The organism is Streptosporangium sp. NPDC006013, from assembly GCF_040614275.1.
GTDB lineage: Bacteria > Actinomycetota > Actinomycetes > Streptosporangiales > Streptosporangiaceae > Streptosporangium.
This window is the reverse complement of the sequence record NZ_JBEXUE010000090.1, coordinates 1-26,753: the sequence shown is the minus strand read 5'-3', so window position 1 is coordinate 26,753 and position 26,753 is coordinate 1. Positions and strand designations below refer to the sequence as shown.

The 26,753-nt window shown below is 70.7% G+C and carries 17 protein-coding genes; 7 read left to right on the top strand and 10 right to left on the bottom strand.

The window, feature by feature from the left end; translation table 11 throughout:
- Positions 1–41: 41 nt before the first annotated feature.
- From ABZ260_RS16490 to ABZ260_RS16480, 3 genes are read left to right on the top strand one after another with little or no spacing between them, the layout of a single operon-like run.
- Positions 42–8,810, top strand: coding sequence for an SDR family NAD(P)-dependent oxidoreductase (locus ABZ260_RS16490; protein WP_355617743.1), 8,769 nt, complete (start codon positions 42–44; stop codon positions 8,808–8,810).
- Positions 8,811–8,850: 40 nt separating this feature from the next.
- A complete protein-coding gene (locus tag ABZ260_RS16485) occupies positions 8,851–9,696 on the top strand; it encodes a metallophosphoesterase (protein WP_355617739.1) in 846 nt (281 codons plus the stop codon).
- Entirely contained in the window at positions 9,693–10,433 is a 741-nt protein-coding gene (locus ABZ260_RS16480; protein ID WP_355617736.1) for a 4'-phosphopantetheinyl transferase superfamily protein, read from the top strand. Before ABZ260_RS16485 ends, ABZ260_RS16480 begins: the two co-directional genes overlap by 4 nt.
- 37 nt (positions 10,434–10,470) lie before the next feature.
- On the opposite strand, the gene ABZ260_RS16475 is transcribed toward ABZ260_RS16480, so the two are convergent.
- The 4 genes from ABZ260_RS16475 to ABZ260_RS16460 form a co-directional block, all read right to left on the bottom strand.
- Positions 10,471–11,064, bottom strand: a complete 594-nt coding sequence (locus tag ABZ260_RS16475; protein WP_355617733.1) for a TetR/AcrR family transcriptional regulator — start codon at positions 11,062–11,064, stop codon at positions 10,471–10,473.
- A gap of 7 nt (positions 11,065–11,071) precedes the next feature.
- Complete coding sequence (locus tag ABZ260_RS16470) at positions 11,072–11,602, bottom strand: hypothetical protein (RefSeq protein ID WP_355617730.1); 531 nt, start codon at positions 11,600–11,602, stop codon at positions 11,072–11,074.
- A 153-nt stretch (positions 11,603–11,755) separates the two neighbouring features.
- Positions 11,756–12,916, bottom strand: coding sequence for an acyl-CoA dehydrogenase family protein (locus tag ABZ260_RS16465; RefSeq protein WP_355617727.1), 1,161 nt, complete (start codon positions 12,914–12,916; stop codon positions 11,756–11,758).
- 64 nt (positions 12,917–12,980) lie between these two features.
- On the bottom strand, positions 12,981–13,103 hold the full coding sequence (locus ABZ260_RS16460; protein WP_355617724.1) for a 3-hydroxyacyl-CoA dehydrogenase NAD-binding domain-containing protein: 123 nt from the start codon (positions 13,101–13,103) through the stop codon (positions 12,981–12,983).
- Between the two features lie 284 nt (positions 13,104–13,387).
- Here ABZ260_RS16460 and ABZ260_RS16455 point away from each other — a divergent pair, with 284 nt between their 5' ends.
- Positions 13,388–14,311, top strand: coding sequence for a LysR family transcriptional regulator (locus ABZ260_RS16455; RefSeq protein ID WP_355617721.1), 924 nt, complete (start codon positions 13,388–13,390; stop codon positions 14,309–14,311).
- A 52-nt stretch (positions 14,312–14,363) separates the two neighbouring features.
- Here the strand turns inward: ABZ260_RS16455 and ABZ260_RS16450 are convergent, their stop codons facing one another.
- The 4 genes from ABZ260_RS16450 to ABZ260_RS16435 all read right to left on the bottom strand — a co-directional run bounded on the left by ABZ260_RS16450 (position 14,364) and on the right by ABZ260_RS16435 (position 19,400).
- On the bottom strand, positions 14,364–15,032 hold the full coding sequence (locus ABZ260_RS16450) for a TetR/AcrR family transcriptional regulator (protein ID WP_355617709.1): 669 nt from the start codon (positions 15,030–15,032) through the stop codon (positions 14,364–14,366).
- A 38-nt stretch (positions 15,033–15,070) separates the two neighbouring features.
- Positions 15,071–17,020: a TIM barrel protein gene (locus tag ABZ260_RS16445; RefSeq protein WP_355617705.1), complete on the bottom strand. Its 1,950-nt coding sequence runs from the start codon at positions 17,018–17,020 to the stop codon at positions 15,071–15,073.
- A 16-nt stretch (positions 17,021–17,036) separates the two neighbouring features.
- Positions 17,037–17,891: a shikimate dehydrogenase gene (locus ABZ260_RS16440; protein WP_355617702.1), complete on the bottom strand. Its 855-nt coding sequence runs from the start codon at positions 17,889–17,891 to the stop codon at positions 17,037–17,039.
- 153 nt (positions 17,892–18,044) lie between these two features.
- Complete coding sequence (locus ABZ260_RS16435) at positions 18,045–19,400, bottom strand: MFS transporter (protein WP_355617699.1); 1,356 nt, start codon at positions 19,398–19,400, stop codon at positions 18,045–18,047.
- A 474-nt stretch (positions 19,401–19,874) separates the two neighbouring features.
- Here ABZ260_RS16435 and ABZ260_RS16430 point away from each other — a divergent pair, with 474 nt between their 5' ends.
- The gene (locus ABZ260_RS16430; RefSeq protein ID WP_355617696.1) at positions 19,875–21,152 is read left to right on the top strand and encodes a PHB depolymerase family esterase; all 1,278 of its coding nucleotides are present in this window, start codon (positions 19,875–19,877) and stop codon (positions 21,150–21,152) included.
- A 206-nt stretch (positions 21,153–21,358) separates the two neighbouring features.
- On the opposite strand, the gene ABZ260_RS16425 is transcribed toward ABZ260_RS16430, so the two are convergent.
- Positions 21,359–22,309 (bottom strand): alpha/beta hydrolase, encoded by a 951-nt coding sequence (locus ABZ260_RS16425; protein WP_355617693.1) that lies wholly within the window; start codon positions 22,307–22,309, stop codon positions 21,359–21,361.
- A 165-nt stretch (positions 22,310–22,474) separates the two neighbouring features.
- On the bottom strand, positions 22,475–24,100 hold the full coding sequence (locus ABZ260_RS16420) for an NAD(P)/FAD-dependent oxidoreductase (protein WP_355617690.1): 1,626 nt from the start codon (positions 24,098–24,100) through the stop codon (positions 22,475–22,477).
- Positions 24,101–24,815: 715 nt separating this feature from the next.
- On the opposite strand from ABZ260_RS16420, the gene ABZ260_RS16415 reads away from it, so the two are divergent.
- On the top strand, positions 24,816–25,472 hold the full coding sequence (locus ABZ260_RS16415; RefSeq protein ID WP_355617687.1) for a GntR family transcriptional regulator: 657 nt from the start codon (positions 24,816–24,818) through the stop codon (positions 25,470–25,472).
- 21 nt (positions 25,473–25,493) lie between these two features.
- On the top strand, positions 25,494–26,702 hold the full coding sequence (gene pcaF / locus ABZ260_RS16410; RefSeq protein WP_355617684.1) for a 3-oxoadipyl-CoA thiolase: 1,209 nt from the start codon (positions 25,494–25,496) through the stop codon (positions 26,700–26,702).
- Positions 26,703–26,753 lie beyond the last annotated feature (51 nt).

Here is a 26,753-nt window from a genome sequence, read left to right as displayed (position 1 = left end):
AGGAGCAGGTCGCCGGGCTGCTGGCCGGGCGGGAGAAGGAGGTGTCGGTCGCGGCGGTGAACGGTCCGGCCTCGGTGGTGATCTCCGGCACCGAGGAGGCGGTGCTGGAGGTGGCCGCCGCGCTGGAGGAGCGCGGGGTGCGCACGAAGCGGTTGCGGGTGTCGCACGCGTTCCATTCGCCGTTGATGGATCCGATGCTGGAGGACTTCCGAGCGGTGGCGGGTGGGTTGACCTACGGCCCGCCGCAGATCCCGGTGGTGTCCACGGTGAGCGGGCAGGCGGCCACGGCCGAGCAGCTGTGCTCGCCGGACTACTGGGTGGATCAGGTGCGTGGCGCGGTCCGCTTCTCCGACGGAATCCGGACGCTGCACGCTCAGGGAGTGCGGGCGTATCTGGAACTGGGCCCCGATGGTGTACTGACCGCCATGGCGCAGGACGTCCTGACAGACGCCGAGGCGGTGGCGGATCCGGACGCACTGCTGGTGCCGGTGCTGCGCGGGGACCGGGACGAGCAGAACACGGTGATGACGGCGCTGGCCGCCCTGCACGTACGCGGGGTGCCGGTGGACTGGTGTGCGGTGTTCACCGGTGCCCGCCGGGTGGAGCTGCCCACCTACGCCTTCCAGCGTCGGCGTTTCTGGCCGAGGCCTTCGCTCTCCCGCGTCGGCGATGTGACCGACGCCGGGCTCGGAGCGCCGGACCATCCCTTGCTGGGAGCCGCCGTTGAGCTGGCGGGCGGCGACGAGGTGCTCTTCACCGGCCGGTTGTCGGTGCGTTCCCAGCCGTGGCTGGCCGATCACGTGGTGTCGGGCCGGGTGGTGGTACCGGCGACGGCGTTCCTGGAACTGGCGATCCGAGCCGGTGACGAGGTCGGCTGCGCGCGAGTGGACGAGCTGACCCTGGCCGCGCCGTTGACGCTGCCCGAACAGGGCGGTGTCCAGGTACAGGTGCGGCTGGGCGAGCCCGACGAGAGGGGACACCGGCCGCTGAGCGTGCACGCGCGGCCGGAAGGCGAGGAGGAGCGCCCCTGGACACGACACGCGGGCGGTCTCCTGGCAGTCGACGAGCCCCTTACCGCACCGCCGTTCGACACGACGGTGTGGCCACCGGCCGGTGCGACGCCGATCTCGTTGGAAGGCTTCTACGAGGGGCGGGCGGCGGACGGCTTCGACTACGGGCCGGCGTTCCGCGGCCTGACCGCGGCCTGGCGATGCGACTCGGATATGTACGCCGAAATCGGTCTGCCCGAGCAGGACGCGGCCGAGGCGGGGGCGTTCGGTATGCATCCGGCGCTGCTGGACGCGGTGCTGCACCTGTGCCTGCTCCTCGACCAGAGCGAGGACGCCCGGCGTAAGGTGCCCTTCGCCTGGGAGGGCGTGTCCTTGCACGCGGCGGGGGCATCGGCGGTCCGGGTGCGGTTGTCCTGGGCCGGACCGGACGCGATGTCGATCGCGATCGCCGGCGCCGGCGGTCCCGTGGCCTCGATCAGGTCGCTGACCCTGCGAGTCCTTTCGGACGAGCAGGCCACCGGCTCGCGAGCAGTCGGAAGGGATTCCCTGTTCCGGCTGAACTGGGTCCCGCTGGTCGCCCCGGCCCCGCCGGTATCCGCGGTGTCGCCGAGCACTCTGGCAGTAGTGGGTCCGGACGAGTGGGGTCTCGCCGAAGCCCTTGCCGACGCCATGGGCGGTCCTGTCGGGACAGGTGCCGATCTGCGGTCGCTGGGAGAGGCGTACGACGGCGGTGCTCTCGTGCCGCGCACGGTGCTGGTACCGGTGGCCGGAGGCCCGGGCGATGGGGTGCCGGCGGCCGCGCACGGTCTGGCGTCGTCCGTGCTGGACCTGGTGCGATCCTGGCTCGCCGACGAGCGGTTCGCCGGTTCGCGGCTGGCGTTCCTCACCCGGGGCGCGGTGGACGGCGATGACGTGGCGGCGGCGACGGTGTGGGGGCTCGTGCGCGCCGCCGAGGCGGAGCACCCAGGCCGGTTTGTACTGGTCGACCTCGACCTCGACCTTGACCACGTGGGCGCGTCGGCGGCCTCGATCGCCGCGCTGCCGCCGGCCCTGGCCGCCGCCGAGCCGCAGTTGGTGATCCGGGATGGTGCCGTGCTGGCCGGTCGGCTGGCCCGGGTCTTCCCGCCCGCTGAGCCACCGGGCCTGGCCTGGGATCCCGAGGGCACGGTGCTGATCACCGGCGGCACCGGCGGCCTGGGCGGCATGCTGGCCCGCCACCTGGTGACCGTGCACGGCATCAGGCACCTGACGCTGGTGAGCCGTCGCGGTGACCGGGCGGAGGGCGCCGGCGAGCTGGTGGCGGAGCTTACCGGGCTCGGCGCTCGCGTGATCGTCGTGGCATGCGATCTGGCGGATCGCGACGCTGTGGCCGGTCTGCTGGCCGGGATAGCCGCCGAGCACCCGCTGACCGCGGTGGTGCACACCGCGGGCGTGCTGGACGACGGTGTGATCGGCACGTTGACGTCGCAGAGCCTGGATCGGGTGTTCCGCCCCAAGGTGGATGCGGCCTGGCATCTCCACGAGCTGACCCGAGACGAGAATCTGTCCGCGTTCGTGCTGTTCTCGTCGGTGGCGGGGACGTTCGGGACGGCGGGCCAGGCCAACTACGCGGCGGCGAACGCCTTCCTGGACGCGCTCGCCCGGCGCCGCCGGGCCGAGGGCCTGCCGGGACTCTCACTGGGATGGGGTCCGTGGGCCCAGGCCGGTGGCATGACCGGCGCCCTGAGCGAGGCCGAGATGGGCAGGCTCGCCAGGCGCGGGATGCTCCCGCTGTCTCCGGATCACGGTCTTGCGCTGTTCGACGTGACGGTCACGGGCGACGAACCGGCCTTGGTGCCCGCGCGCCTGGATCTGGCGGCATTCCGTACCGGCCAGGACGTCCCACTCCTGCTCCAAGGGCTGATCCGGTCGTCGGCCCGCCGGCAGGCGACGGTCGCAGCGGCGACCGCACTCGCCGATCGCGTCGCGCCGCTCGGGGCAGGCGAGCGGACGGCCGCCCTGCTGGAGCTGGCCCGCGACCAGATCGCCTTGGTGCTGGGCCACGCAGACGGCGACGCGATCGAGCCGCTGAGCAGCTTCCAGAGCATGGGCTTCGACTCGCTGACAGCCGTCGAGGTGCGCAACCGGCTGTCCGCGGCCACCGGGCTGCGCCTGCCCGCGACGTTGGTGTTCGACTACCCGAACGTCACGGCGCTGACGGAGTTCCTCCTGGCGGAGTTGCTGGGCGAGCACGGCGGCTCGGCGGCCGCGCAGCCGGCCGCGCAGCCGGTCACATCGGCCGATGACGATCCCGTGGTGATCGTGTCGATGGCGTGCCGGTACCCGGGCGGAGTGACCTCCCCCGAGGATCTGTGGCGGCTGGTCGCGGAAGGTACGGACGCGATCTCGGCGTTCCCGGCCTCTCGTGGCTGGGATCTGGAGTCGCTGTACGATCCCGACCGCGAGCGCCGGGGCACCAGCTACGTCCGCGAAGGCGGGTTCCTGCACGAAGCGGGGGATTTCGACCCAGGCTTCTTCGGCATCTCGCCCCGCGAGGCGCTGGCGATGGACCCGCAGCAGCGGCTCCTTCTTGAGGTGTCCTGGGAGGCGGTCGAGCGGGCCGGGATCGACCCGCTCTCGCTGCGGGGCAGCCACACGGGCGTGTTCGCCGGGGTGATGTACCACGACTACGCGACGAGCGCCGAGTTCCCGCCGGACGTGGTGAGCTTCATGGGCACCGGCACGGCCGGCAGCGTCGTGTCCGGACGGCTGTCCTACACGCTCGGCCTGGAAGGGCCGGCGGTGACGGTGGACACCGCGTGCTCCTCCTCACTGGTGGCGATGCACCTGGCCGCGCAGGCGCTGCGCTCGGGTGAGTGCTCGCTGGCGCTGGCCGGTGGGGTGACCGTGATGGCCACCCCGGGGGCGTTCATCAACTTCAGTGCTCAGGACGGGCTGGCCGGCGACGGCCGGTGCAAGTCCTTCTCCGAGGCCGCCGACGGTGTCGGCTGGTCCGAGGGTGTCGGGATGCTGGTGCTGGAACGCCTGTCCGACGCGCGGCGCAACGGCCACCAGGTGCTGGCCGTGGTGCGCGGGTCGGCGGTGAACCAGGACGGTGCCTCCAATGGGTTGACCGCGCCGAACGGCCCGTCGCAGCAGCGAGTGATCCGCCAGGCACTGGCCGGCGCCGGGCTGGCCCCGGCGGACGTGGACGTGGTGGAGGGTCACGGGACCGGGACGAGACTGGGTGACCCGATCGAGGCGCAGGCGCTGCTGGCGACCTACGGGCAGGACCGGCCGGATGACCGCCCGCTGCTGCTCGGCTCGATCAAGTCGAACATCGGCCACACCCAGGCGGCCGCGGGTGTCGCCGGTGTGATCAAGATGGTCATGGCGATGCGCCACGAAGTGCTGCCGGGCACGCTGCACGTGGACGCGGCCTCGTCGCACGTGGACTGGAACCAGGGCGCAGTGGAGTTGCTCACCGAGCACCGCCCGTGGTCGGAGATCGGACGGCCACGGCGGGCCGGGGTGTCGTCGTTCGGCATCAGCGGGACCAACGCACACGTGATCCTCGAGCAGGTGCCGCCGACCACGGATGCGGGAACCGGCTCGGCGCCAGGCGTCGTGCCGGGTGCGGTGCCCCTGTTGCTCTCGGGGAAGACGAATGACGCGCTGCGGGCCCAGGCGGCACGCCTGCTGTCGCGGGTCCAGGACGATCTGGACGCCTCCCCGGTGGACATCGGCTTCTCGCTGGCGACGACCCGCTCGGCGTTCGAGCATCGGGCGGTGGTGCTGGCCGGTGACCGGGACGAGCTGCCGGCGAGCCTGACGGCGGTGGTGGACGGGCATTCGGCGCCCGGAGTGGTCCACGGACGTGGCACGCGGCCGGGCAGGCTCGCGCTGCTGTTCACCGGGCAGGGTGCTCAACGGGCCGGAATGGGCCGTGGGTTGTACGAGCGGTTCCCGGTGTTCGCCGGTGCCTTCGACGCCGTGCTCGCCCACCTGGATCCCGAGCTGGACCACCCGCTGCGCGAGGTGATGTTCGGCGACACCGAACTGCTGGACCAGACCGGATACACCCAGCCGGCGCTGTTCGCGCTGGAGGTGGCGCTGTTCCGGCTGGTGGAGTCCTGGGGCGTCAGGCCGGATTTCCTGTCCGGGCATTCGATCGGCGAGATCACGGCCGCGCACGTGGCCGGCGTGCTGCCGCTGGAGGACGCGTGCCGGCTGGTGGCGGCGCGTGCCCGGCTGATGCAGGCGCTGCCGCCGGGCGGGGCGATGGTCGCCGTCCAGGCTCCGGAACAGGAGGTACTGCCGCTTCTCGCCGGGCACGAGAACGAGGTTTCCATCGCATCGGTGAACGGTCCCGCTTCGTTGGTGATCGCGGGTGCCGAGGGACCGGTCGTCCGGATCGCCGCCCGGTTGGAGGCCGAAGGGCGCAAGACGACGCGGCTGAGGGTGAGCCACGCGTTCCATTCGCCGCTGATGGAGCCGATGCTGGCGGAGTACCGGCGGGTGGCCGAGGGCCTGGTCTTCGCACCGCCGCGGATTCCGGTGGTCTCGAACGTGACCGGCGAGCCGGCATCGGCCGAGGAGTTGTGCTCGCCGGACTACTGGGTGGCGCAGGTACGGCGCGCGGTCAGGTTCGCCGACGGCGTGGGGACGCTGCAAAGGCAAGGGGTCACCGCGTACCTCGAACTGGGACCCGACGGGGTGCTGACGGCGATGGCCGAGGACGTCGTCTCGGGCGAGGCCGCCGAGGCCGCCGGGCACCCGGGGCAGTCCGGGCCGCAAGTGGGCGCGGTCCTTGTCCCGGCGCTACGCAGGGACCGCGACGAGCAGACCGCGATCATGACGGCGGTGGCGAGGTTGCACGCGCACGGTGTCGCGGTGGACTGGCCGGCCGTGTTCAGGACCGCGTTCGCCGGTGCCCGCCGGGTGGACCTGCCGACGTACGCCTTCCAGCATCGATGGTTCTGGCCGAGTGGGCGGCGGGTCGGGGACGCCCGGGATCTCGGGCTTGCGGCGGCGGCGCACCCGCTGCTGGGGGCGGCGGTGGAACTGGCCGGGGCGGACGGCGTCGTGCTCACCGGTCGTCTCTCGCTGCGGTCGCACCCGTGGCTCGCGGACCACGCCGTTGGCGGGACGGTGGTCTTCCCCGGCGCGGGGTTGCTGGAACTCGCCATCCGGGCCGGGGACCAGGCCGGGTGCGACCGGGTGGAGGAGCTCACCATGGCCGCCCCGCTCGTGCTTGGCGAGCGGGACGCGATGGCCGTACAGGTGTCGGTAGGCGCGCCCGACGCGTCGGGCCACCGCGAGCTCGGCGTCTACGCGCGGCCCGCCGACGCCGCCGATGACGAGCCATGGGTGCGGCATGCGACCGGTGTTCTCTCCGACGGCGGCCGCGCGGCCGCGGGCCGGGGCCAGGCGTTCGACACCGAGGTGTGGCCGCCGCGGGGGGCGTCCGCCGTCGAGCTGGACGGTCTCTACGACCGGTTCGTCGAAGGCGGGTTCGCCTACGGGCCGGTGTTCCAGGGGCTGCGCGCGGTCTGGCGGCGCGACGATGAGGTGTTCGCGGAGATCGCCCTGCCGGAGCAGGTCGGCGACGCCGGCTCGTACGGCGTGCACCCGGCGCTGCTGGACGCCGCCTTGCACGCGGTGCCGTTCCTGGAGGCGGCCGAGCCTGAGGCGGGACGCCTGCCGTTCGCGTGGGGCGGGGTGCACCTGCACGCCGGCGGCGCGACGATACTGCGCGTGCGCGTGACCAGGACCGGCGCGGACGCGGTGTCGGTGACCGCGGTGGACATGGCGGGAGCGCCCGTGCTCACCGCCGAGTCGCTGGTGTCGCGTCCGGCATCGCCCGGCGGGCCGGTCGCCGGCGGTGACCGCCGAGCGCCACGGGACGCGCTGTTCCAGCTGGAGTGGACTCCTCTGCCCGAGGAGCCGGTCTCCGTCGCAGAGCTGGACGTGGCGGTGCTGACCGGGGACCTCGCCGCACTGGACGGCCTGCTCGCCGCCCTGCCGGCAGGGGCACCGGACGCGCCGCGTGCCGTGGCCGTGGCCGCGGGCTCGTTCCTCACCGCGGACTCCGCCCGTTCCATGGATGTCGTCGCCGCGGTGCGCGAGTCCACCGCCCGCGTTCTGGGTCTCCTGCAGCGCTGGCTCGCGGAAGACCGGTTCGACGACACCCCCCTCATCGTGGTGACGCGCGGCGCGGTCACCGTCCCAGACCACGTCCCAGACCACGACCCGGACCACGACCGCCTGATCGACCTGCCGGGGGCCGCCGTGTGGGGCCTGGTCCGTGCCGCGCAGGCGGAGGATCCCGGCCGGTTCGTGCTCGTCGATCTCGATGTGCCGGGGGAGCCGTCCAGGGCGCTGCTGTCGGCGGTGTTGGCCTGTGGTGAGCCGCAGGTCGCGGTGCGCGACGGGGTGCTGAGCGTGGCACGCCTGGCGCCGGTGGCACCGGGCGAGGACACCGTACGGCGGTGGGACCCCGAGGGCACGGTGCTGATCACCGGTGGTACGGGCGGTCTCGGCGTCGAGGTGGCGCGGCATCTGGTGAGCGAGCACGGGGTACGGCATCTGCTGCTGGCAGGTCGCCGGGGGCCGGCGGCGCCGGGCGCCTCCGCGCTACGGGCCGAGCTGGCCGCCTGCGGTGCCGAGGTCACCATCGCCACGTGCGACGTGTCCGACCGGGACGCGCTCGCCGGCCTGCTGGCCGCCGTACCCGCCGAGCATCCGCTGACCGCAGTCGTCCACGCGGCGGGGGTGCTGGACGACGCGACGATTCCCTCCCTGCGGCCTGAGCGGCTGGACACCGTGCTGTTGCCCAAGGCGGGTGCCGCCTGGTACCTGCACGAGCTCACCCAGGGCATGGATCTCGCCGCGTTCGTGCTCTTCTCGTCGGTGGCCGGCCTGGCCGGCGGCGCGGGGCAGGGCAACTACGCCGCGGCCAACGCCTTCCTCGACGGTCTGGCCCACCACCGGCGGGCCGCCGGGTTGCCCGCGATGTCACTGGCCTGGGGGCCCTGGGCGCAGGACACCGGGATGACCGGTGGCATGACCGGCGGGCTTGACGACACCGATCGGCGGCGGATGGCGCGCGCGGGTATTCGCCCGCTGTCGGTGAAGCAGGGGCTTTGGCTGTTCGACGCGGCCGTCGCCGTGGACCGCCCGGTGCTGGCGCCGGTCCGGCTCGATCTGCCGGCGCTGCGGGCGCGTGAGGACGTTCCGCCGCTGCTGCGGGGCCTGGTGTCCGCCAGGCGCCGTACGGCCACGGGCGGGCGGCAACAGGAACCGGACACCCTGATGCGCGGTCTGACCGCTCTCGGCGCCGCCGAGCGTGCCGAGGTGCTCCTGGATCTCGTGCGCGCCCAGGTGGCGGGCGTGCTCGGGCATGCCCGAGCCGACTCCGTCGAACCGGACCGCGCCCTCAAGGAGCTGGGCTTCGACTCGCTGACCGCCGTCGAGCTGCGCAACCGGTTGAACGGCGCCACCGGGCTGCGCCTGCCGGTCACCCTGGTGTTCGACCACCCCACGCCGCTCGCTCTCGCGGACCACCTGCTTGACCGGCTCGGCCTGACCGAGCCGACGGGGTCCGCGGCGCTCCTGGCCGAGCTCGCGAAACTGGAGAAGGCCTTCGGCGAGATGACCGTCGACATCGATGTGCACAAGCAGGTCGCGGCGCGGCTGGACGTTCTGAAGACCAAATGGGCGGCGCTGTCGCACGATTCCGGCGACACGGAGTTCGACCTCGATTCGGCCACGGACAGCGAGATGTTCGAGATGCTCGACAACGAGCTCGGCCTGTCGTGAATTCATCACCATTCCGGATCATGCAGGAGCTGACCACATCATGAAGGCGCGAAATCTGCTCGCGGTAAGCGACCTGCATGTCGCCTACGCCGAGAATCGACGCTTCGTCGAAGGGTTCCGGCCCGGGTCCGAGGAGGACTGGCTGATCGTCGCGGGTGACGTCGGCGAGCGTGCCGAGGACATCGAATGGGCGCTCACCCTGCTGGCACGCCGCTTCGCCCAGGTCATCTGGGCGCCGGGCAACCATGAACTGTGGACGCCGCAGGACGACCCGATTCAGCTTCGTGGTGACAGCCGGTACCGGTACCTCGTGGACATGTGCCGTCGCCTCGGAGTTCGCACGCCGGAGGACCCTTACCTGACATGGGACGGGCCCGGGGGGCCGGTTACCATCGCGCCCCTCTTCCTGCTGTACGACTATTCGTTCCACGCCCCTGGAACGGCCACGAAGGCGCAGTCGCTGGCACTGGCGTACGAGAACGGTGTGGTGTGCACGGACGAGATGCTGCTGCATCCCGATCCGTATCCGAGCCGCGAGGAATGGTGCTGGGCCAGGCTGGAATTCACCGAGCGCCGGCTCGCCGCGTGCGATCCCGACCACCCGGTCATCCTCGTCAATCACTATCCACTGGTACGTGAGCCCACCCGCGTCCTGCGCTATCCGGAGTTCGCCCAGTGGTGCGGCACCCAGCGGACCGCCGACTGGCACCTCAAGTACCGGGCGGCCGTGGTCGTGTACGGCCACCTGCACATACCACGCACGACGTGGCACGACGGAGTTCGCTTCGAGGAGGTTTCGTTGGGATACCCGCGGGAGTGGCGCCGACGGGGTGGGACCCCCCGTCCGGCGCGGTCGATCATTCTGGCCCCCGAACTCACGTCATGATCGAGGACCTGCTGCCCGGCGAGATCATGTCGTCGGAGGCGTTCGACGACTCGCAGCCATGCGCCCTGTTCCTCGCCGAGGAGGCAGTGATCAGCGGGGCGGTGGAGAAGCGCCGCCGTGAGTTCACCACGGCGCGCTGGTGCGCCCGCGACGCCCTGAGGCGCCTGGGTTACCCGCTGGTGCCCGTGGTGCCGGGCGCGAAGGGCGCGCCGGTCTGGCCCCCCGGTGTCGTCGGCAGCATCACCCACTGCGCCGGATACCGGGCCGCCGCCGTCGCCCGGTCCGATGACATCACGACCCTTGGGATCGACGCCGAGCCGAACAAGCCGCTGCCCCCCGGCATCCTGGAGACCATCGCGGTCGACGACGAGTCGCGCTGGGTGACGGATTTCTTGCGGCGCGACCCGTCGGCGAGGTGGGACCGGCTGCTGTTCAGCGCCAAGGAGTCCGTTTACAAGGCGTGGTTCCCGCTGGCCCCGCGGCGGGAACCACGCCTCGACTTCACCGAGGCGTCGATCACCTTCGATCCGGTCGGGGGCGGTTTCCTGGCCCGGCTGCTGGTCGAGGGGCCGAGACTGCACGACGGCAGCGAGCTGAGGGAGTTCTCCGGCCGCTGGCTGGTACGCGGGGGTCTGGTGATCACGGCCATCGCGGTCGTGGCCACCGCCCCGGACGCTTCGGACGACCGGGATCCTCCCTTGCTCGGTGAGGCCGAGCAAGGGAGGATCCGCCTCTGACCGGCGAGGTCGTCGGCGGAGTCCGCAACCGCGTGAGCTACACCACGGCGCCCTCTCCTCTGGAGGGGGTGTTCCAGAGCCGCGCGAGGAACAGAGTGAGCGTGCCCGCGACGGAGTGGTCGGGCTCACTCGGATGGTCGAGCGCCCATGTGTCGAGGGCGTCGAAGACGCCGATCGTCGCCACGGTGATCAATTCGACGTTTGGCAGCGGATCGATCAGGCCGATGTGCAGGCCGTTCGCGACGAGTCGGTGAATCCAGGATCGGCTTTCGCGGTCGAGGCGGGGGCGCTCGGCAAGTACCGCCCGGTCGTCCGGGTGTTCGCGCAGATGTGCCACCAGCCGGGTCGTGCCCGCCACGACCTGCTTCCACAGTTCATCCTCGGTCGCCACGTCGGCCCAGGGGCCGAGCGCGGTGAGCGTTCGGCCGCCCGCGTCGGCGAGCACAGCGCCGAAGAGGTCATCTTTGCCGTCGAAGTAGTGGTAGGCGGAGGTCTTGGAGATGCCGGCCTCGGCGATGATCTGGTTGAAGGACGCCGCATCCTTGCCGTCGCGCGCGAAGTGGGTGCGGGCGACGGCAAGGATGGCGGCTCGCGTGTCAGCCGGCAGTCGGTCGAAGCGGGGAAGTGGCATGGGTTCCCTAAGGGCTGTACGTGAGCGGGGAGGCCGGCTGCCGGATGGCAAGCCTGCGGTTGACGCGGTCCGTCATGATCCAGTGTGCGGCCCACAGCGGGAGGGCGATCGCTCCGCCGATGTACCCGGCCATTCCGGGGAAGAGCGACAGGATCTGGAAACCGCACCATCCGTATCCGAGCGCCGCCCACCACCGGATGAATCCGCCCGGCATACGCGCGTCAGCGGCCATTGAGGCGGAGACGGTCCGCACGATGAAGAAGTCTTCAGTGAAGTTGTAGGGGATCGCGAACATCCACCAGACCGATGCGGGCGGTGCGGTCCTGGCATCGGGTCGCACGAGCGTCATCGTCCGCTGAAGGGCACGGCAGTACAGCGCGACGAGCCCGAAGAAAACGGCGACGGCGATCAGCCCGCCGGGCATGCCCAGCGCCCCGATCTCACCGAGGATCCCGAGCCCCCACTCCGGGGCCCAGAGCGGATAGCCAAGGATGATCGCGACAAGGATGGTGCCCACGGTTTTGACGACAGCTCGCATGCCTGGAGTGTACTGGTGGTGCACACCGATAGTTCACAAGTGGGTGGGTGCCAGCCCAAGGTGCACTGCCGCGTGTTCGGCACCGGCGAGGCGTCGTCTTGAAGGAGGCGCTCGCGGCGCTCCAGTGCCGCTCCTCGCACCGCCGGCGACCGTTCAGAACATGGCGTCCACCCCGGTGAGGTCACGGCCGATGATGAGCTTCTGCACCTGGCTGGTGCCCTCGTAGAGGGTGAGCACCCGTGCGTCCCGCAGGTACTTTCCGACCGGGTACTCGTCGATGAACCCGTAACCGCCGAACACCTGCAAGCAGTTGTTGCTCACCCGCACCGCCGTCTCGCTCGCGTGGTACTTGGCCACGGAGGCGTCCACGGCGTAGTCCTTCGGGCCGACTCCGGCGTCGACCATGCGAGCGACCTGGTGGGTCAGCAGCCGGGATGCCATGACATCGACGGCGGAGTCCGCGAGCAACTCCTGTACGAGCTGGAAGGAGGCGATCGGCTTGCCGAACTGGGTCCGCTCTGTCGAGTAGCGCACGGCCGCGTCGAGCGACGCCTGGGCGACGCCCACCGCGCCCGCCGCCACTGAGATCCGGCCCCGCGACAGCGTTCCGAGCGCGATGCCCAGCCCTTTGCCGACCTGCCCCAGCCGGGCCGAGTCCGGGACGCGCACCGCGTCGTAGCCGAGTTCGGCGGTCGCCTGGCCGCGCAGGCCGAGTTTGCCGTGGATCTCCGAGGCGGTGAAGCCCGGCGAGTCGGTGGGCACCAGGAAGGCGGTGATGCCCATCTCGCCGGTCCTGGCGAAGGTGAGCGCGACCTTCGCCCAGGTTCCGTTGGTGATGAACATCTTGCCGCCGCTGATCACCCAGTCGTCACCGTCCCGCACGGCACGGGTGGACAGGGAGGCCGCGTCGGAGCCGGTGCCCGGTTCGGTCAGCGCGAAGCACCCCACCGCGTCGCCGCTGGTGAGCTGCGGCAACCACTCCTGTTTCTGCTCCTCGGACCCGTGGGCGGCGATGGTCTTGGCGACCAGCCCGAGCGAGACCGAGACGATCCCGCGGACCGAGGAGTCACCGCGTCCGAGCTCCTCGGTGACCAGGACGTAGGAGAGTACGTCGACGTCCACGCCGCCGTACTGCTCGGGGATCGTCAGGCCCAGGAAGCCCAGCTCGCCGAGCCTTTTCACGATCGCGGAGTCGACCCGCTCGGCCCGGTCCCATTCCTGGGAGCAGGGGACGATCTCGGTGTCGACGAACTCCGCGGCCATGGTCCTGATGTCGCGTTGAGTCTGGGTCAGACCGAAGTCCCGGCTGAACAATGTTCCTTCTCCTTGTGATGACCTGTGATGACCTGTGATGACCTGTGATGACGGTGAGGGCCGGTCAGACGCCGGCCACCCGGACCGGCCGGTGGGCGTCGCAGAGCCCGACGGTGTGGCCGGCCGTCGCAGCCCACTGGGCGATGCCGCGGCCCATGACTCCGGTGCCGACAACCCTGACGCGCACGGGGATCCTCGTTTCTCTCGACGTCTTTCCCGACGCGGTCGGCTACGGCCGTGACCGGCATGGCCCGGTCGGCGGCCGGACGCGGGTACGGGCACGGATGCCGCGGGCACGGGCCGCCGGCCGTCCTGTCCCGGATGCTGCTTCTCCGCGGTGCTCCTCGACGAGTGCGAGCGGTCGGTCACAGGGTGCCAGGGACATTGATTAGTGTCCAATACCAAATTAAGGTCAGACTCAGACGTCATATTAATTAATCGGGCCGGCCGGCCCCGGAAACGGACACGGTCATGGAACTGCGTCACCTGACGGCATTCGTCGCCGTGGCCGAGGAACTGCACTTCGGTCACGCCGCCAGGCGGCTGCAGATGGCTCAGCCACCACTCAGCCAGCGGATCCGCCAGCTGGAAAAAGAGCTGGGCGTCCAGCTGTTCGAGCGCAACACCCGCTCGGTGCGGCTCACCAGCGCCGGCCGGTCCTTCCTGGAGCCGGCACGGATGGTGCTGGAGAGCGTCGACGCCGCCAGGCGGGCGGCCAGGGCGGCCGGCCGGGGGGAGTACGGGCGAGTCACCGTCGGCTTCGCCGGAGCCTCCAGTCACGAGACCCTCCCCCTGCTGACCAGCGCGGTCCGGGTGTCTCATCCGGGCATCGAGCTGGTCCTGACGGGCCAGACCTACGCCAACGCCGCCCTGGCCCGGGTCGCGGACGGCTCGCTGGATCTGGGCTTCGTCCGTCTGCCGGCCGCCCAGCCGGCCACCCCGCCGGGTGTCGCCACGCGCGTGATCGACGAGGAGGAGCTCGTCTGCGCGGTGCCCTCGGACCACCGGCTGGCGCGGCACGGTCACATCCCGGTCTCCGCCCTGGCCGGGGAACCGTTCGTCAGCTTCCCAGCCGACACGGGATCCTCCCTGCGCGACGCCACCTTCCTCACCTGCGCGGCCGCCGGGTTCACCCCGCGGATCGTCCAGGAGGCCCCGGACTCCCACACGGTTCTCGCCCTGGTCGCCGCAGGGGTGGGGGTGACCCTCACCCTCACCTCCTGTCGGCACATCCAGCAGACGGGCCTGGTGTACCGCCCGCTGGCCGGCCCGCCGATCCGCCTCCGGGCGGCACTGGCCTGGCGCACGGACAACCCGTCCGCGGCTCTGCGAACCGTGCTCGCCATGGCCGAGAAGGCGTTGCCCACGCCGGAGCATCTCGCCGCCGACCGATAGTGATTCCGGCTGGATGTGCGGCAGCGTGTGCGGCGGGGAGGCCGGGCCGAGGCTACGGGCGGGGGGCGCCTGCTCCGGTGAGGTAGGCGACGATCATGTCGCCGACCATCTGGCGGTGCCGGGCCCGGTGCTCGGGCGCGGCCAGGTCACGGTCGAACAGGACGCCGAAGGTGTACTGGTTGGCGATGCGGAAGACACAGAACGCGCTGATCATCATATGCACGTCGACGGCGTCGGCCTCGGCGACGAAGTCACCGGAGGCCCGGCCCGCAGCCAGGATGCGCGAGATCAGGTCGATCACCGGGACACCGAGGTTCACCAAGGACTCCGAACGCCGGAGGTATTCGGCCTGATGGACGTTCTCGATGCTGACGAGCTTGATGAAGTCCTGATGGGCGTCATGGTGGTCGAAGGTCAGCTCGGCCAGTGTGCGGATCGCCGTGACCGGCGCGAGATGTTCCACGTCGATCGCCGCCTCGGCCGCCCGGACCTCGGTGTAGACCTTCTCCAGGACGGCGATGTACAACTGCTCCTTACTGCCGAAGTAGTAGTAGATCATGCGCTTGGAGGTGCGCATGAGGGCGGCGATCTCGTCTATCCGGGCGCCGGTGTATCCCCTGCGGGTGAACTCGCGCTGCGCGACCTCCAGGATCTCCGCCCGGGTGCGTTCGGCGTCACGCTGTCGTTCTCGGGACGCCGATGTGACGGGCTGCGAGGACATACGGCTCCACGGGCAGGGCAGATCAGACCGTCCACATCCTAGTCGTCGGCGTCACCCCGCAGTTCGGCGACCGTGCTTCGGCCCGGTACGGTCCTTCGGCCGGTGGAAAGACGGGGCCGGGCGTGCTGGGCGGCGAGCCGGACCGGGGCGTTCACCGCGCCGTACCCCTGGTAGCGGCCGATCCGCTGCACGATCTCGAAGAAGACGCGGCCGACGGTGACGGTGTAGAGGTGCAGGAACTCGCCGTGCTCGTCGCGGTCGTAGAGAAGGCCCAGCTCGCGCAGCGTGCGGTGTCGCTCGCTCCCCAGGTCGTGGCGGGCTTCGAGGTCGTCGTAGTAGTTGTCCGGGATGGGCAGCAGCACGTTCTGGAGCGCGCGCAGCCGGCGGGCGGTGGCGATGATGTCCTCACTGGCCAGTGCGACGTGTTGGGCGGGAATGTCCGGGGAGCCGGGGTGCGCGCGGATATTGAGGACCATGCGCACGGCGCCGTCCTCGCTGGACATCGCGCGGCTGCGGAGCAGCCCGTACAGGTCGGGCAGTTCGAGACTCCGGTGGGGCCTCAGGCCGAGGACGCTGCGATAGAACAGCGCGGCCTCGTCGAAGTGGTGCCACGGCTGGGTGAGCGCCACGTGGTCGACGTGGGTGATGCCGGCGGACTCCGCCGTTCCCGCAGTTCCGGAGGGGCCGGCCCGGAAGCCCGGATCGGCCTGTGCCGGGACCGCGGGCCCGTCCAGCACTCCGGTGAAGTCGTCGGTCCAGCTCGGATGGTCCGGCCGCCTGGTGCGGCAGAAGAACAGCGCGGTGCCGTCGGGCGCCGCGACGGCGTTCAGCGGCACATCCCGTGGTGCGCGCCGGCGGGGGAGCACCGGTGACAGCAGTGCCTCGGCGCGTGCCACCGAGCCGGCGGGATCGGGGCTCTCCAGCCCGATGGCGGCCAGGGCCGGGCCGTCGTCGGCGCCGCGGGCGCCGGCGTTCAACAGGATTCTGGCCTGTCCCTGCTGCCATAGTTCGACCGGTTTGCCGGCGTGTACGCCGACACGAGCGAACCCCAGAGCGGTGAGCAGGCCGCTGAGCCCGGCGGTCTGCGGGGTCGCCAGTTCGGCGAAGGCGATTCCGGTCGGGAAGACCGGGGGCGGTGGCACGTTGAGCGCGGCCGCCGGGGGTTCCGCGCCGAGGCACCGGGCGGTCGCCTCCTCCAGCGAGATCAGTGACCGCATGGCGTCCACGGCGGTGCGGCCGGTGTCGGCCTGCCGGAAGACGTCGTTGAACACCTCCAGCGACAGCGGGCCGGAGTACCCGGCCCGGAGCACGTGGGACAGCAGCCCGGACAGGTCGAAATCGCCCTGCCCGGGGAAGCAGCGGTAGTGGCGGCTCCACTGCAGGACGTCCATCGCCAGGATCGGGGCGTCGGCGAGCTGCAGAAAGAAGATCTTGTCTGCGGTGATCTCCTCGATACCGCGCGGGTCGGCGCCTTTCGACAGCATGTGAAAACTGTCGAGGCACACTCCCAGGTGGGGATGGTCGGCCATCCGGACGATCCGCCACGCATGCCGGTAATCGTCGACATGGCGGCCCCACGCGAGCGCTTCGTAGGCGATCCGGATCCCACGCTCCGCGGCGCGTTCGGCGAGGAGGTGCAGGTGCTCGGCGGCGAGGGCGTCGTCGTCGACGGCGTCGGGGGAGAGGCTGGAGCACACGAGCAGCCGGTCCGCGCCGAGGCGTTCCATCACTTCGAATTTGCGCTCGGCGCGGCGCAGGTTGCGATCCAGGATCTCGGCGGGGACCGCCTCGAAGTCGCGGAACGGCTGGTAGAGATCGATGGCGAGACCCAGGTCGGTGGCCCGTTCACGGATCTGCTCCGGTGACAGGGGACTGGCGAGCAGGTCGCTCTCGAAGATCTCCACACCGTCGAAGCCCGCGGCGGCGACGGCGGCGAGTTTGTCGCTCAGCGAGCCGCTCACGGACACGGTGGCGATGGACTTGCGCATGTCGTTCTCCCGGAGGTCAGACGGCGACGAGGTCGGCCAGATGGGCGAGCATCCGTTCGGTGTCGGGCTCGACGCCGGTGAAGAGGCGTAAGGAGTGCGCGGCCTGGAAGACCACCATGCCCCCGCCGTCGAGAGTGCGGCAGCCGAGCCGGCGCGCCCGGCGCAGCAGCTCTGTCTCCAGCGGGCGATAGACCACGTCGGCGACCCACAGGCCGGGGTGGAGCAGCTCGGCGGGTACCGGTGTTCCGGGGTACGCGGCCATCCCGGTAGGCGTCGCGTTGACCAGACCGTCCACGCCGCCGAGCAGCCCGGCCAGCTCACCGAGGGGTACGGCGCGGGCACGTCCACTGCCGAAGCGGCGCTCCAGTTCGGTGGCCAGCGACTCCGCCCGCGCCGGTAGCGCGTCGGCGAGGACGATCTGCTCGGCGCCGAGCGTCAGCAGCGCGTGTCCGACCGCCGCCCCTGCGCCGCCCGCGCCGAGTTGCACGATCCGGCGGGTGGCCGCGTCCGGCAGGCCCCGGGTGAACGACCGGGCGAATCCGGTCCAGTCGGTGTTGTGCCCGATGGCACGCTCCCCGTCGAAGGTCACGGTGTTGACGGCACCGAGCGTCGCGGCGTCCGGTGACAGTTCGTCGAGGTGTTCGATGACCGTCTGCTTGCACGGATGGGTGATGTTGAGCCCGGTGTAGCCGAGTCGCCGGGCCGTCCGTACCAGGCCACCGGCCGCGGCGGCGTCCAGTCCCAGCGGGGTGATGTCGATGATCCGGTAGAGGTAGCGGAGGCCGTGGTGATCGGCCTCCCGCTCGTGCAGGGCGGGGCTGAGGGAGGGGCCGACGCCTGAGCCGATCAGCCCGATCAGATGTGAGGTCATCCTGGTGTTCTCTCCAGTGGCCGGGACAGATAGGCGGGAGGACATGGCCGCCAGGGCGTCGCGCGACGCCGTCGACGTGTGGCCGTGACCGGCGGCGTTGACCGCGACGCCGCCGGTGTGCTCTCGGGTACGGCCTTGATCAGCACCGATCCGTCAGGCAGGCGCTTCCGTCGGCGCGACCTTGACCGGCTTCATGCCGAGTTGCGCGGTGGGGATGCGGTACGTCTCCCGCGCGGTCGCCGCGGCGATCACCGGAATGGCGCACAGGACGGCGGCGAGTACCGCGACCCCCTGCCAGTTGGTGCCGTCCGAGCCGGCGATCGTGGCCGCGAAAGTGGCGGAGAAACCGGCGATCGCGTAGCCGATCTGGGTTCCGATCGCCACGCCCGACAGGCGGACGCGGGTGCTGAACATCTCGCTGTAGAACGCCGGCTGGAGACCGTTGGCCGCGCTGCCGACGACCCCGAGCAGCAGGATGCCGACGATGAAGATGAGCACGTAGCCGCCCAGGGAGATCGCCCACAGGTAGGCGACCATCAACACGGCGCAGCCGGCCGTGCCGAAGATGAACACCGGCCGGCGCCCGATCCGGTCCGACAGCACGGCCCACGACGGAATGGCCACCAAGGCGACGACGTTGGCCAGGACGCTGACCCACAGCAGGGCGGACCTGTCCAGCTTGACGGTGTTGACGGCGAAGGACAGGGCCCAGACACCGGCGATGGTGCTCACCGTGGCGAACAGGGCCGCCGCGGTCACGCGCAGTACGTCGGCCCGGTGCTCGCGGAAGAGCACGGACAGCGGGAACCTGGCCACGGCGCCCTCCGCGGTCACCCGCTCGAACTCGGGTGTCTCCTCCATCCGGCGCCGGATGACGTATCCGACCAGCACGACGACGACGCTCAACCAGAACGGGATCCGCCAGCCCCAGGAGAACAACTGCTCGTCCGGAAGGGCGGCGATCGGAATGAACGCCAGCGTCGCGAAGATCGAACCGGCCTGGGTGCCGTTGAGGGTGAAGCTGGTGTAGAACGCCCGGCGGTGGTCCGGCGAGTGCTCAAGGGTCATGGAGCTGGCGCTGGCCTGCTCCCCGGCCGCCGACAGGCCCTGCAGCAGGCGCAACGTCACCAGGAGCGCGGGCGCCGCGATGCCGATCTGCTCGTAGGTGGGCAGGCAGCCGATGAGGAAGGTCGACACGCCCATCAGGACCAGGGTGACGGACAGGATCTTCTTGCGGCCGAGCCGATCGCCGTAGTGCCCGAGAACGAAGGCGCCGACGGGACGGGCCGCGTAACCGACTCCGAACGTCGCCAGCGACAGCAGCGTCCCGCTCGCGGCGTCGGAGGTGGGGAAGAAGACCTTGCCGAAGATCAGTGCCGCGGCGGTGCCGTAGATGAAGAAGTCGTAGTACTCCAGGGCGCTTCCGATCCAAGCGGCGAGCGCCGCCTTGCGGGGCCGCCCCGGCAGGACGGGCGTTCCCGCGGCGGGGGACGGGGGGGTTTCGGTCACGTCGTGCTCCTTCGCGAATGCCCCGATGCGAGCAACGAGGCGATCGGCGTTTTGGGGGGTGGGTCGCCTCGTCGGCCGCGGGATTCTGCGTTCGCTGGTCAGCGTCCCCCCGCGGGGTGGCGCTGGGTGGTGCCCGCCGAGATGACGACCGGGTTACGAACTAGATAGTTAATTAATGCGGTGGTTACGTATGGTCAGGGTGACCCGGGTCACCTGTCAAGAGCCGCGGGGCCGCCGCCGGGGGCGCTGCTCCGGCGTGCTCTGCCGTTCGGACCGGGCTTTTACCGGCCGGCAGGGGTGTCCCCGAGAGAGGGCACCCCTGCTGCGCTCTGGTGGCCGATCTGCTGGGGAATTCTTCCGAAACTTTCACGCCCTTGATTGCGCACTTCCAGGTCAGGTCGACGCGATCTTCCTGGCTCTTGATGACTGAAATATTTCTGTGATGCTCAGAACATTTCAAGAAGAGGAGAGCAGATGAAACGACTCCTGGGCATCGTGGCGGCGTTGCTCGTCGCCGTCGGCCTGATGACGGCGCCGCCCGCCGGGGCCGCCTCGCTCGTCGAGGTGACAGGCTTCGGCACGAACCCGACCAACCTCCGCATGCACCTGTACGTCCCGAACAACGTCACCGCGCGTCCCGCGATCCTGGTGGCCGTGCACTACTGCACCGGGTCGGGTCCGGCGTTCCACTCCGGCACCGAGTTCGCGTCGCTGGCCGATCGGTACGGCTTCATCGTCATCTACCCGTCGGCCACCCGCAGCGGCTCCTGTTTCGACGTCTACTCGCCCGGAGCCCTCACCCGCAACGGCAACAGCGACCCCGTGGGCATCGTGTCGATGGTCAACTACGTGACGTCCCGCTACAACGCCGACACCGGCCGGGTGTTCGTCACGGGCGCCTCCTCCGGGGGCATGATGACCAACGTCCTGCTGGGTGACTACCCCGACGTGTTCAAGGGCGGGGCGGCGTTCATGGGCGTGCCGTTCGGCTGCTTCGCCACGACCGACGGCTCGACGTGGAACAGTGCCTGCGCCAACGGGCAGGTGACGAAGACGCCGCAGCAGTGGGGAGACCTGGTCCGCGGCGCCTATCCGGGCTATACGGGGGCGCGCCCGAGGATGCAGGTCTGGCACGGCACCGAGGACACGACGCTGCGCTACCCGAACTTCACCGAGGAGATCAAGCAGTGGACCAACGTCCACGGCCTCTCCCAGACCCCCACCTCCACCGACAAGCCCCAGCCGACCTGGACCCGCACCCGGTACGGCTCCGCCGTCGAGGCCATCAGCCTCCAGGGGGTGGGGCACAACCTGCCACTGGGCGGCCAGGCCGCGATGGTCATCTCGTTCTTCGGCCTGGACGGCACGACCCCGCCGGACCCGACCCCCACGCCGACCCCCACGCCTACTCCCACGCCGACCCCCACCCCCGGAACCGCGCCCTGCCGGGTCGCCTACACAACCAACGCGTGGAACACCGGCCTCACGGCCTCGGTGACCGTCACCAACACCGGCACCTCCGCGATCAACGGCTGGACCCTGGCCTTCACGCTTCCTTCGGGCCAGGCCGTCACCTCGGCGTGGAACGCCACGATCACGCCCGCGAGCGGCGCCGTGACCGCGAGGAACATGAGCTACAACGCGGCCATCCCGGCGGGTGGTTCGACCTCGTTCGGCTTCCAGGCCGGCCACACCGGCAACACCGGTGCACCGGCGTCGTTCACCCTCAACGGCACGAACTGCACCACCTGATACCCGGCGGACCGCGGACGTCGGGCTGACGGCACGGCCGCCCGGTGAACTACCTGGGTCAGCTGCCGTGGTACCCCCGCGACGTCCGCGCGCCGTGGGACATCGCCATTCCGGTCGATGTCCTGCTCCTGTCACGTCGACTGAGGCCGGTACGCCCCGGTGCCGTGAACGGACCTCAGGCCGTCCACGGCACCGGGGCGTCCCCCTCAGGCGAGAGCGCGCCTGAGGGCGTCGATCCGACCGGCCCAGATCCGCCGGGAGAGCTCCGCCTCGGGCGCGAACGTCTCCGAGGCGTGGTAGCTACCCGGATTGACGCGCAACTCGGTCGGGACGCCCGCCTGCATGAGCCGCTGCGCGAACGCGATGTCCTCGTCCCGGAACAGGTCGACGGTGCCGACGTCGATGAAGGCCGGGGGGAGACCGGACAGGTCCTCGGCGCGCGCCGGGGCCGCGTACCGGTCGGCCTCCTTGCCGCCGAGGTACCAGTTCCAGGCCTCGACGTTGCCCGCGCGGTCCCAGATCCCGATGTCGGTGATCTCGTGGCTTGACGGCGTCTCGTTCCGGTCGTCGACCATCGGGTAGATCGGCATCATGAACGAAAGGGCCGGGCCGCCGCGGTCCCGCGCCAGGAGCGCCGTGCCGATGGTCAGCCCGCCACCGGCGCTGGCGCCGTAGATCGCCAGGCGTTCCGGGGCGATGCCCAGCTCACCGGCGTTCTTCGCCGTCCACACCAGGCCCGCGTAGCAGTCCTCGACCGGGGCGGGATGGGGATGCTCCGGGGCGAGGCGGTACTCGACGGAGACCACGACGGCGCCGACCTGGTCACAGATCATCGTCGCGGCGGCGTCCTCGCCCGCGACGTTGCCGAGGATCATGCCGCCACCGTGGATGTAGTAGATGCCGGGCAGCGTGCCGGACGCGTTGACCGGCCGGTAGATCCGTACGGTGATGTCGGGCTCCCCGTCGGGGCCGGGGACGGTCCGATCCTCCTTGGTGACGTTGGGGTTCTCGGGCACTTCGAGGGCGCCCATCATGCCTTCGACGGCGGCTCGGCGCTGGACGATGTCGGGGATGGCGTTGAAGCCGCCGGGCAACATGCCGAGTAGCCCGTCCAGGGGAACGCGAGATTCGGGATCGATCAGGTCACGACGGGACATTGGCCCTCCAACGGGTCACGAATCTGGTGGACGTGAATGTAGAACGGTCGGGAGTCGGTGTCATCGCCCGGTGGACGGGCGGCGGGGGTTTTCCGGTGGCGAGGACCGTACGGCCGCTGTTCCCCGATCACGGCGCGACCACTTCGCCGCGCCGCTCCCGGCAGGTCAGCTGGAGAGGGCGAAGCCCTCGTAGCCCAGGGCGGCGATCTCGTCGCACTTCCTGCGGTACTCCCCGACACCGCCGGCATAGGGCATGAAGACCCTCGGCTTGCCCGGCACGTTGGCTCCCATGTACCAGGAGTTCGCCCTGGGGTAGAGGGTGGAGTCGGCGATGAGGTTGACGTGGTCCACCCAGGCGTCCTGGGCCTCCAAGGTGGGCTCGATCGTCCGCAGCCCCCGGTGGTCGAGATGCCCGATCGCATCGGCCACCCAGTCGACGTGCTGCTCGATGGAGACGACCATGTTCGAGAGCACCGACGGGCTGCCCGGCCCGGTGATCATGAACAGGTTCGGGAAGCCCGCGGAACCGATCCCGAGATACGTGCGGGGGCCCGCGCTCCACGCCGCCTTGAGTGAGGCACCGCCCCGGCCACGGATGTCGACGTTCGTCAGCGCCCCCGTCATCGCGTCGAACCCGGTCGCGTAGACGATCGCGTCGAACTCGTACTCCCTGTCGGAGGTGCGGATGCCCCTGTCGGTGACCTCCACGAGCGGTGTGCGCCGCAGATTGACCAGGTGCACGTTCTCGCGGTTGTAAGTCTCGTAGTATCCGGTGTCCAGGCAGGGGCGCTTGGTGCCCACGGGGTACTCCGGGCAGAGGTCCGCGGCGGTCCGCGGGTCCTCGACGATCTGGTGGATCTTGCCGTGGATGAACCGCTTCGCCGTGTCGTTGGCCTCCTGGTCGACGCTGAGATCGGCGTACGCGGTCAGGAGGTTGACCAGGCTGCCGCTCTCCCAGGCCCCCTCGAAGGTGGCGTCGCGCTCCTCGTCGGAGACCTCCAGGGCGGACTTCGTCGGGATCGGCGTGGGGACCCCGAATCCGGACTCCTTCTGGGCCTGGCGGAAGGCCCGGTAGTTCGCCTTCATGTCGGCGATCTCGTCCGGACGCAGCCTGCGGTTACGGGCCGGGAGGCTGTAGGCGGGGGTGCGCTGGAAGACGGTGAGGTCGGTGGCCTGCTCGGCGATGACCGGGATCGACTGCACGCCGGAGGACCCGGTGCCGATGATCCCGACTCGCATGCCGGTGAAGTCCACACCCTCGTGTGGCCAGTGCGCCGTGTGGTAGGTGGCGCCGCCGAAGCCGTCGAGGCCGGGGATCTCCGGCAGCTTCGAAGACGACAGGCAGCCGGTGGCCATGACGAGGAAGCGGGCGGTGACGGTTTCCCCGGCCTCGGTGCGCACCAGCCAGGTCCTGCCGGGCTCGTCGTAGGTGGCCGCCGCCACGCGTGTTTCGAAGAGGATGTCCCTGCGCAGGTCGAACCGGTCGGCGACGTGTCGCGCGTACCGGAGGATCTCCGGTTGGGTCGGGTAGCGCTCCTGCCACTCGTACTCCTGCTCAAGGTCAGAGGAGAACGAGTAGGAGTAGGCCAGGCTCTCCACGTCCACCCGGGCTCCGGGGTAGCGGTTCCAGTACCAGGTGCCGCCGACGTCGGTGCCGGTCTCGAACACGACCGCGGACAGGTTCATCTCGCGGAGCTTGTGCAGCAGGTACATGCCCGAGAAACCGGCGCCGACGACAACGACGTCGACAGAGGCGGGAACGGTGCGCGGGCCGGAGTCGGGTGCGGACATTCGTCCTCCTGAGGTGCGAGGGGTGTGACGAATCGGTGTGCGCGGCGCGGAGATCGCGACCTCACGACGCCATCCGGCCATGAGGGCGTGCGTCATCGCCTCAGGGCCATGCTCATCTGACCGGGGTGGTGGGGGACCCGCTCGCAACCGGGGCGTCACGGCGGACGGGTCGGTGGCGCGGGCCGGGACTCCGCGAGGGAGTGACGGGTGGCGGCGTCAGACGGATCGCCCGGCCAGGCTCCCGCCGATCGCCGGGATGACGTGGTCCAGGCCGGCGGTGCCGTCCGGCAGGGGGTCGACCATGGTGCGGAACTCGTGCGTGTGGCTGGGAGTCGCCGGTGATATGGGGATACGGCCGCGCCGGCGGGTCGTGGGGCGTAGACCTGTCCGGCGGTGCGGAGATCTCTGGTGGCCGGGCGTCAGCTCGTGCGGCGGTGTCCCGCCATCGGGCGCCCTCTGGCCCGGGAATGGTTGCCCTGTCGCGATCAGGGAGAGCATCACGTACGTACTATCTGGAAGTTACATCAATGTAAAATGCATTCTGTGAGGAGTCAACAGCTCTGAGGGGTTTGTGTGCTGACCTAAACCCATGGCTCCGGGGCGTGTGCCGCGCTGCCGCCGCGCCTCCTCGGCCGCTTCGGGCTCCGCTTGATCAGTCTCCGAGCGGGGATCGTAGGATGGCGGCGTCGGCTTCCTCCTGACCGAGAGCGTCCCCATGTCCTTTGCGGTACCGCTGACGCGGAAAGAAGCGGTCCTGCGCCGGTTGCGCGAGGAGATCATCACCGGCCTGCTGAAACCGGGCGCGTTGATCAAGGACGCGGAGATAGCGGCTCGGCTGGGCGTGAGCATCACCCCGGTACGCGAGGCGATCACCCAGCTCGCCGCCGAGGGGCTGATCGACATCTCGCCCAACCGGACGCGGCAGGTCACCCGGGTGACCCAGAAGAGCGCGCTCGAGCTGATCGACGTGATGATGGTGCTGGCCTGCGCCGGTTTCGAGTGGGGCATGGAGAACATCACCGACGAGCACGTCGCCGCTCTGCGCGTCAAGCTCGGCGAGTTCGCCGAGGGACTCCGGCAGGGCAACGTGACGGCCGCCGCCGCCGCGGGGGCGGACTTCAGCACGGTGGTCATCCTGGCGAGCGGCAACCGGGAACTGCAGACCCACGTCGACCTGGTGGTCACGCGTACCCTGCGGGTGCTGGCCCTCACCGCCGAGAGCGACGTGTGGAGCGTTTGGCTGAACGGCTACCGGCAGACCCTTGAGCTGATCGAGCGGGGCGATCGCGCCGGGGCCGTCGAGCGGTACCGGCAGATCTACCGCGACTACCGGCAGCGGGTGGAGACCTTGCTGTTCGACGAGGATCGCTGACACGTTTTTCTGGAGGCCCACATGAGTGTTACCCGCATCGCCTACCTCGTCTCCGGGGTCCGCACCCCCGTCGGCAGGTACGCCGGCGCGCTCGCCGAGGTGCGCCCCGACGACCTCGCGGCCCATGTCGTCCGCGAGCTGACCACCCGGTACGGCGGTGTCGCCTGGGAGGCGACCGACGAGGTCGTCCTCGGCTGCGCCAACCAGGCGGGGGAGGACAACCGCAACGTCGCCCGGATGGCCGCTCTGCTGGCCGGCCTGCCGGTGACCGTGCCCGGGGTGACGGTGAACCGGCTCTGCGGCTCCGGCCTCGACGCCGTGGCGTACGGAGCCCGCGCCATCGTCGCGGGCGACGCCGACCTCGTCATCGCGGGCGGCGTGGAGAGCATGAGCCGGGCACCGTTCGTGCAGCCGAAGGCGGCCACCGCCTTCGGCCGTACCGCGGAGATCCACGACACGACGATCGGCTGGCGCTTCGTCAACCCCGAGATGCAGCGGACGTACGGCACGGACGCCATGCCGCGCACCGCACAGAACGTCGCCGACGACCACGGCATCAGCCGCGAGGACCAGGACGCCTTCGCGCTGCGCTCCCAGGAGCGGGCGGCGAAGGCACAGGCGAGCGGCCGCCTGGAACGCGAGATCGTCCCCGTGCCGGTGCCCCGGCGCAAGGGCGACCCCACGCTCGTCACCGCCGACGAGCATCCCCGTGAGACCTCGCCGGAGCGGCTCGCCGCGCTGCGGCCTCTCTTCGAGGGGGGCTCCGTCACCGCCGGCAACTCCTCAGGGGTCAACGACGGCGCCGCGGCCCTGCTCCTGGCCTCGGAGGAGGCGGTGTCGCGCTACGGCCTCGAACCCCTGGCGCGGATCGTCTCGACGACGAGCGTCGGCGTCGAGCCGCGGGTCATGGGCATCGGCCCGGCACCCGCGGTGCGGCGGCTCACCGAGCGGACCGGCGTCGGCCTCGACCGGGTCGGGACCATCGAGCTCAACGAGGCCTTCGCCGCACAGTCCCTGGCGGTGCTGCGCCTGCTCGGGCTGCCCGATGACGCCGAGCACGTCAACCCGCACGGCGGCGCGATCGCGCTCGGCCACCCGCTCGGCATGAGCGGTGCCCGCCTGGCGCTGACCGCCGCGATGACCATGGCCGACGAGGGGCACGAGCACGCCATCGCCACGATGTGCATCGGCGTGGGACAGGGGATCGCGACCCTTCTCGCACGCCCGTGACGCGAGGTGGCCGCCGGATCGGGCGGCGCGGCCCCGTCCGGGGGTGCGGAC

What these genes read in the sequence shown, in the direction of transcription:
- ABZ260_RS16470 (WP_355617730.1), bottom strand. Translation starts at nt 11,602, where the DNA reads ATGCGAGCTGTCGTCAAAACCGTGGGCACCATCCTTGTCGCGATCATC.
- ABZ260_RS16475 (WP_355617733.1), bottom strand. Translation starts at nt 11,064, where the DNA reads ATGCCACTTCCCCGCTTCGACCGACTGCCGGCTGACACGCGAGCCGCC.
- ABZ260_RS16450 (WP_355617709.1), bottom strand. Translation starts at nt 15,032, where the DNA reads ATGTCCTCGCAGCCCGTCACATCGGCGTCCCGAGAACGACAGCGTGAC.
- ABZ260_RS16455 (WP_355617721.1), top strand. Translation starts at nt 13,388, where the DNA reads ATGGAACTGCGTCACCTGACGGCATTCGTCGCCGTGGCCGAGGAACTG.
- ABZ260_RS16420 (WP_355617690.1), bottom strand. Translation starts at nt 24,100, where the DNA reads ATGTCCGCACCCGACTCCGGCCCGCGCACCGTTCCCGCCTCTGTCGAC.
- ABZ260_RS16415 (WP_355617687.1), top strand. Translation starts at nt 24,816, where the DNA reads ATGTCCTTTGCGGTACCGCTGACGCGGAAAGAAGCGGTCCTGCGCCGG.
- ABZ260_RS16480 (WP_355617736.1), top strand. Translation starts at nt 9,693, where the DNA reads ATGATCGAGGACCTGCTGCCCGGCGAGATCATGTCGTCGGAGGCGTTC.
- ABZ260_RS16445 (WP_355617705.1), bottom strand. Translation starts at nt 17,020, where the DNA reads ATGCGCAAGTCCATCGCCACCGTGTCCGTGAGCGGCTCGCTGAGCGAC.
- ABZ260_RS16425 (WP_355617693.1), bottom strand. Translation starts at nt 22,309, where the DNA reads ATGTCCCGTCGTGACCTGATCGATCCCGAATCTCGCGTTCCCCTGGAC.
- ABZ260_RS16440 (WP_355617702.1), bottom strand. Translation starts at nt 17,891, where the DNA reads ATGACCTCACATCTGATCGGGCTGATCGGCTCAGGCGTCGGCCCCTCC.
- ABZ260_RS16485 (WP_355617739.1), top strand. Translation starts at nt 8,851, where the DNA reads ATGAAGGCGCGAAATCTGCTCGCGGTAAGCGACCTGCATGTCGCCTAC.
- pcaF (WP_355617684.1), top strand. Translation starts at nt 25,494, where the DNA reads ATGAGTGTTACCCGCATCGCCTACCTCGTCTCCGGGGTCCGCACCCCC.
- ABZ260_RS16430 (WP_355617696.1), top strand. Translation starts at nt 19,875, where the DNA reads ATGAAACGACTCCTGGGCATCGTGGCGGCGTTGCTCGTCGCCGTCGGC.